General features: G+C 64.2%; 7 protein-coding genes. 2 read left to right on the top strand and 5 right to left on the bottom strand.

Features of this window, described 5'->3' with window-relative positions:
• On the bottom strand, positions 1–1,433 hold a 1,433-nt coding region (locus ACESL9_RS16415; RefSeq protein ID WP_411269471.1), incomplete at its 3' end, for an MORN repeat-containing protein.
• 176 nt (positions 1,434–1,609) lie between these two features.
• Between ACESL9_RS16415 and ACESL9_RS16420 the strand changes: the two genes are divergently transcribed.
• Entirely contained in the window at positions 1,610–3,271 is a 1,662-nt protein-coding gene (locus tag ACESL9_RS16420; protein WP_372611241.1) for an NAD+ synthase, read from the top strand.
• Between the two features lie 326 nt (positions 3,272–3,597).
• Here the strand turns inward: ACESL9_RS16420 and soxR are convergent, their stop codons facing one another.
• The gene (gene soxR / locus ACESL9_RS16425; protein WP_372611239.1) at positions 3,598–4,068 is read right to left on the bottom strand and encodes a redox-sensitive transcriptional activator SoxR; all 471 of its coding nucleotides are present in this window, start codon (positions 4,066–4,068) and stop codon (positions 3,598–3,600) included.
• A 71-nt stretch (positions 4,069–4,139) separates the two neighbouring features.
• Here soxR and ACESL9_RS16430 point away from each other — a divergent pair, with 71 nt between their 5' ends.
• The gene (locus ACESL9_RS16430; protein ID WP_372611237.1) at positions 4,140–4,520 is read left to right on the top strand and encodes a VOC family protein; all 381 of its coding nucleotides are present in this window, start codon (positions 4,140–4,142) and stop codon (positions 4,518–4,520) included.
• Positions 4,521–4,534: 14 nt separating this feature from the next.
• Here ACESL9_RS16430 and ACESL9_RS16435 read toward each other — a convergent pair whose 3' ends face one another.
• From ACESL9_RS16435 to ACESL9_RS16445, 3 genes are read right to left on the bottom strand one after another with little or no spacing between them, the layout of a single operon-like run.
• The gene (locus ACESL9_RS16435; protein WP_372675216.1) at positions 4,535–4,906 is read right to left on the bottom strand and encodes a thiol-disulfide oxidoreductase DCC family protein; all 372 of its coding nucleotides are present in this window, start codon (positions 4,904–4,906) and stop codon (positions 4,535–4,537) included.
• Between the two features lie 31 nt (positions 4,907–4,937).
• Entirely contained in the window at positions 4,938–5,336 is a 399-nt protein-coding gene (locus ACESL9_RS16440) for a metallopeptidase family protein (protein WP_372611233.1), read from the bottom strand.
• 27 nt (positions 5,337–5,363) lie between these two features.
• On the bottom strand, positions 5,364–6,296 hold the full coding sequence (locus ACESL9_RS16445; RefSeq protein WP_372611231.1) for an MBL fold metallo-hydrolase: 933 nt from the start codon (positions 6,294–6,296) through the stop codon (positions 5,364–5,366).
• Positions 6,297–6,411 lie beyond the last annotated feature (115 nt).

Here is a 6,411-nt window from a genome sequence, read left to right on the forward strand (position 1 = left end):
TCCTCTTGATCCTCTTCACCCTCCTGATCCTCCTGACCCTCCTGAAATGCGCCGTTTGCCCAGGTACCGCTTTCCTCGCCGCCTTCGGCATAAGTCATTGTGCCGGTGCCCTCGCGTTTGCCGTTCCGGAACGTGCCGGTATAGACATCGCCATTGGCATAGGTCGCCCGGCCCTCGCCGGAAATCTGACCTTCCTCCCATTCGCCGACATACTCGAAACCGTCCGGCATGGTGAGCTCGCCTTCGCCATGGCGCTGGCCATTCGCGAATGTGCCCTTGTAGATCGTGCCATCCGGGTAGGTCGCGGTGCCTTCGCCGTGGCGCTGGCCATCCTGCCATTCGCCTTCGTAACGATAGCCGTCGTCATAGGTCATCACGCCGAAGCCGTGGTTGCGCGCGTTGCGGAACGCCCCTTCGTAAGTGGTGCCGTTGGCATAGACGGCCTTGCCATTGCCGTCGATGACGCCCTCTTTCCATTCGCCCTCATAGGTCGAGCCGTCGGGGTAGGTGATCTTGCCTTCGCCATCGGCGACGTCATCGCGAAATTCGCCGACATATTCCGATCCGTCCGGATAGGTAACGGTGCCCGATCCCTCGATCCGGCCGTCCACCCAGCTGCCTTCGTAGCGATAGCCGTCGGCGCCTTCGAAAACGCCCTCGCCTTCGCGCTTGTCGTTCTCGAATTCGCCCTCGTAGACATCGCCGTTGGCATAGGTCACCTTGCCCTTGCCTTCGCGTTGGCCGGCCACGAGTTCGCCTTCGTAGACATCGCCATTGGGTTGGGTGAGCGTGCCGGTGCCGTTGATCTGGCCATCTTTCCAGCTTCCTTCGTAAACAAGCCCGTCGGGCATGGTGAGCGTGCCCTCGCCGTCACGCACGTCTTGCACGATCTCGCCCTCGTAGACACCGCCCTCGGGATAGGTGATGCGGCCCTGTCCCTCCTTGACGCCGTTGACCCAGTCGCCATCGTATTCATAGCCATTGGGTGAGGTCATCACGCCGCGGCCATGATGCATGGCGTTGCGGAACCCGCCCTCGTAGCGGGTCTCGTTGGCATAGACCGCGACGCCCTGGCCGGTGATCTTGCCGTCAACCCAATCGCCCTCATAGGTGCCACCGTCGGAAAAAACGATTCGGCCCACGCCCTCGGGCTTGCCCTTGGCGAATTCGCCCTCGTAGACCGAGCCGTTGGGAAAGCGGGCGGTGCCCCGGCCACGAATTTCGCCGTCCACCCACTCTCCCGAATATTCGTAACCATTGGGTAAACGATACGTGCCTTGCCCATGCTGGAGCCCGTCGCGGAACGTGCCCTCGTAAACACCACCATCGTCGTATTGCTTGGTTCGGGTCTCGTCGTCCTGTGCCGTGGCAGGAAGCCCGAAGGCGAGTGCCACGGCATATGCGGTCAGCCTTGTTGTGCGTGCGGTCATCATCGTGCCCGGCCCCCTGTTTGAATTGGCCATCACTTTCAGCCCGGTCGTGGCAAATCTAAGCGAGCGGGCCACCATGGGCAACGTCTTTTGCCGGTGCGTGCGGGATCGGCGGCAAATCGGCTTCCCCTCGCGCCACGATCTGTTAAATCTGGCCGCAACCGTTCCGAGGGGGCAAGATGAGCGATCAATTCCGCCTGACGCTGGCGCAGCTGAACCCTGTCATGGGCGATATCGACGGCAATGCCGCCAAGGCGCGCCGGGCATGGGAGGCGGGCCGTGACGCGGGGGCCGATATGGTTGCGCTGCCCGAGATGTTCATCACGGGCTACAACACCCAGGACCTTGTGATGAAACCCATTTTTCACCAGGCGGCGATTGCGGCCATCGAGGCGCTGGCGCGCGATTGCGCGGACGGGCCGGCGCTGGCGATTGGCGGCCCGGCGCTCGAGGGGACATCGCTTTACAACGCCTATTACATTTGCCGGGGTGGGCAGATCACGGCCCGGGTTCTCAAGCATCACCTGCCCAACGAGACAGTGTTCGACGAGGTGCGCGTGTTCGAAAGCGGGCCGGTTACAGGGCCTTACGTGGTGGGCGATCTGCGCATCGGCAGCCCGATCTGCGAGGATGGCTGGTTCGAGGACGTGGCCGAGACGCTGGCCGAGACCGGGGCCGAGATCCTGCTGATCCCCAATGGCAGCCCCTATTACCGCCAGAAATTCGATGTGCGGGCCAACAAGATGGTGGCGCGGGTGATCGAGACGGGCCTGCCGCTGGTCTATCTCAACATGGTGGGCGGGCAGGATGACCAGGTTTTTGACGGGGGCAGTTTCGTGCTCAACCCTCATGGGGAACTGGTCGTGCAACTGCCTGTTTTCGAAGAGGAAATCGCGCATGTCGATTTCACGCGCGGGGCTGATGGCTGGCGCGCGGAGCCGGGGGGGATGGCGCATCTGCCGGGGGTCGAGGAACAGGATTACCGCGCGATGGTCGAAGCCTTGCGCGATTACATGGGAAAGACGGGGTTTTCCAAGGCCTTGCTGGGCCTGTCGGGGGGCGTCGACAGCGCGATCGTGGCGACCATCGCGGCGGATGCGCTGGGGCCTGAGAACCTGCGCTGCGTGATGTTGCCCTCGGAATACACGGGCGCGGACTCGCTGGCAGACGCAAAGGCGGTCGCCGAGGCTCTGGGCTGTCGCTATGACACTGTTCCCATTGGGCAATCCCGCGCCGCCGTGACCGAAACACTGGCGCCATTGTTCGAGGGGACGGAACCGGACGTGACCGAGGAGAACATCCAGTCGCGGTTGCGTGGATTGTTGCTCATGGCACTGTCGAACAAGTTCGGCGAGATGCTCTTGACCACCGGCAACAAGAGCGAGGTCGCTGTGGGCTATGCCACGATTTATGGTGATATGTCAGGTGGTTACAATCCGATCAAGGACATGTACAAGACCCGTGTCTTTGCCACCTGCCGCTGGCGCAACGCCAATCACCGGCCCTGGATGAAAGGGCCGGAGGGCGAGGTCATCCCGGCGCGGGTGATCGACAAGCCGCCGAGTGCGGAACTGCGCCCGGACCAGAAGGACGAGGACAGCCTGCCGCCTTACGAAGTGCTTGATTCCATTCTGGAAATGCTGGTTGATCAGGAGGCGAGCGTGGGTGATTGCGTGGCGGCGGGGCATGATCGGGACGTGGTGAAAAAGATCGAACACCTGATTTATATCAGCGAATACAAGAGGTTCCAGTCGGCCCCGGGCACAAGGTTGAGCCCGCGTGCCTTCTGGCTCGACCGGCGCTATCCGATCGTCAACCGCTGGCGTGACCCGAGCGGTTAACGGCGGTGCAATGCGGCGAAAACCAGGGGTGATCCTCGGCTGCTGCGCGGCTGCCGGGCGTGCACCGCCGCGCTGCGGCAATTGTTAAGGGAAAATTGATTAATGCGCCGGGCGCTGGATCGCCTTTGCCCGCCCGGAACAGCGGCGCAGCCGCCCGGGCAGCACACGGCCGCCCCCCGGCCGGGTGCTTTCGATGGGATGCGCGCCGCTCTGGTCAGAGGGTGATGTTGCGGGATAAATCGCGCGGCGCTGACATTGGGCGCACCCGACCGCGGCCCTGTGCTGCCCTCACGATCGGAAACATGTGACTCCACCGTTCGGCGGGATCAGCCATCGGGCTCCTGGGCGCTGTTGCCCATGAGGTAGCGCGGGCCGGAACCGCTGGCGGCGGCGCGGTCGTCGCGATTGTAGAGGCGGCACCGCTCAAGGCTGAGACAGCCGCAGCCGATGCAACCGTCAAGATCGTGGCGCAGTTTTTCGAGCGTGGCGATGCGTGCGTCGAGCGTGGCGCGAATCCGCCGTGAGATCGCCTTCCAGTCGCGGGCGGTCGGGGTGCGACCATCGGGCAGGTCCGAGAGAAGTGCCGCGATCTCGGGCAGCGAGAGGCCAAGGCCCTGGGCGATCCGGATGAAGGAAAGCCTGCGGATGTCGGCCCGGGCAAAGCGACGCTGGCCCGAGGCGGTGCGCGTGGCGCGGACAAGGCCCTTCGACTCGTAGAACCGGATCGCCGAAACGGCCAGACCGGTGCGCCTGGCAATGTGGCCGATTGGCAGCATGTCGGCGGGGCTGGGGGGCATGAAAAACCTCTTGACCTAAAGTTGGGTTTAGAAATTAGCGTCGGACATGCCATTTGGAAAGGAGGCATATCATGGTGACGAAACTGGAGCATGTGAACGTGACGGTGAGCGATCTCGACCGGTCAATCGCGCTTCTTCGGGAGGTGTTCGGCTGGACCCTGCGCTGGCGCGGCGGGTCGATCCACGATGGCGAAAGCGCGCATGTGGGCGAAGATGAGACCTACGTGGCGCTATATTGTCATCCCGAGCGGGCCGGCCGACCGGTTGACAGCTACACGACCACCGGTGGGCTCAACCATATCGGGGTGGTGGTCGAGGATCTCGACGCGATCGAGGCAAAGGTCAGGGCGGCGGGGCTGGAGTCCTATTCCCACGCCGATTACGAACCGGGGCGGCGGTTCTATTTCAGGGACCATGACGGCACCGAATGGGAGGTCGTGAGCTACGCCTGAGCGGGGCGCTGCGGCTAGCGTGACAGTCGACCGGCGAGGCGTGAGAGGAGCGGACGGACCGGCAGAAAACCACGATAGGCCAGCTCCAGGAGCGGGGTGACCCCGGGCAGCCGGGCCAGCCGCGCGGCCCAGCGCCAGCGCGGCAACCGCTCCCAGATCCTGATGAATGCCGCGGCCCCCGAAACCAGATTGCCATCGGCATCGCGCACATGAAACCGCCTCAGCGCCGCCTCGCGCGAGAGGTCATCGCCGAGATCCCCTTGCGCGGATGCGTCGACGAAACAGAGTGCCTCTGCCCCCTCCTGACGCCGGTAATGGGCGATTTCCCGCGCGCAAAGCGGGCAGGCGCCATCGTGGTAAACCGTGAGCGTGTCGTTGTTGGTCATGCCGGGGTTACGGTGCGGCGGCCCGGTCGGATCACTCCCACCAGCGGTCTATGGTGGCAATGTCGTCGTCGGACCAGCCGAAATGATGGGCGAATTCGTGCACGGTGACATGGGCGACGAGTTCCGCCAATTCCACGTCGCCGCGCGCGCGCCATTCATCGAGGATGGGTTGGCGGAAGAGCCAGACCCGGTCGGGGCCGGTGGGCTGATCGAAGACCGATTTCTCGGTCAGCGGGATGCCCTCGTAAAGCCCGGTGAGGTCGCGCGGATCGTCGATGTCGAGTTCGCGCAGCATCTGCGCGTCGGGCCAGTCGGCGACATGGATCGCCACGTCCCGGGCGGGCGCACGGAATGGCGCGGGAAAGCCCGCGACGGCATCGCGGGCGATCTGTTCGATCTCGTCAAGCGTGGGCAGCGGGCCATGGGTCATGGCCCGCATATGGCGTGCGGGCGCGGCTTACTCAAGCATCATCTGGTAGGATGTGGGCACGTAATGGAACCCGTCGCCACGGGTTTCGACAAAGCCCATGGCGGGCCAGGGCATGTGGTAGCCGATGAAGGGGATCTTGTCGGCGGCCAGCATGTCGAGGATGCGGCGGCGGGTTTGTGCGGCCATTTCCTTGTCCTGGTCGAATCGGACCTCCCATTCGGGATGGGCCAGCGACCAGACGTAGTGATTGGCGAAATCGACCGCGAGCAGCAATTGCTCGTCGCCGCTTTCGATCATGTAGGTCATGTGGCCGGGTGTATGGCCGAAGGCGGCCATGGCGGTGATGCCGGAGGCGATGCTCTCGCCATCGCCGATCATGGTGAATTGCTCGGCCAGCGGGCGGACCTTTGCCTCGAAGGCGTCGTTGTCTGTCTCGTTCCAGGCGTCGAATTCCGCCGCGCCGGTGATGTGGGTGGCGTTGGCGAAAGTGGCTGCGCCATCCTCGCTCAGCCCGCCGATATGGTCGCCATGCATATGCGTGATTACCACCTTGTCGACCTGTTCGGGCTCGTACCCCGCGGCGCGCAACGCGCCGGTGATGCCGCCGGGGTTGAGGCCGGTGTCGAAGAGGATGAGTTCGGAGCCGGTATTCACCACGGTGGGGGTGAAGAAGAACTGCGCCTTGTCGGTCGGGATATGGGCGGCCTCGGACGCCGCGGCAAACTCCTCTTGGCTGGCATTCAGGCCGAAGATGGTTTGCGGGTCGGGCACGGTGCGGGTGCCGGCCAGGAGCGCCGTGACCTCGAAATCGCCCAGCTTGAACCGGTTGAACCGGGTCGTTGCCATGCCCAGCATCTCGGCCGCGCCGAAGGCCGGTCGCGATGCGGCGGCGGCGAGCGGCAGGGCGGCTGCCCCCATGAGCGCATGGCGGCGGGTGATGGAAAAGGCGGGTCCAGTCATGTCGGGTCCTTTCTGTGGATGGCTCTCTTGCATCATACGCGGCAGGGCGCGATCCGGATGTCACGACCGCGTGAGCCCGGTGGCCGTGACTGCGCGGTGCTTTCTGGACAAAGCC

It is taken from the genome of Aquicoccus sp. (assembly GCF_041686535.1).
GTDB lineage: Bacteria > Pseudomonadota > Alphaproteobacteria > Rhodobacterales > Rhodobacteraceae > Aquicoccus.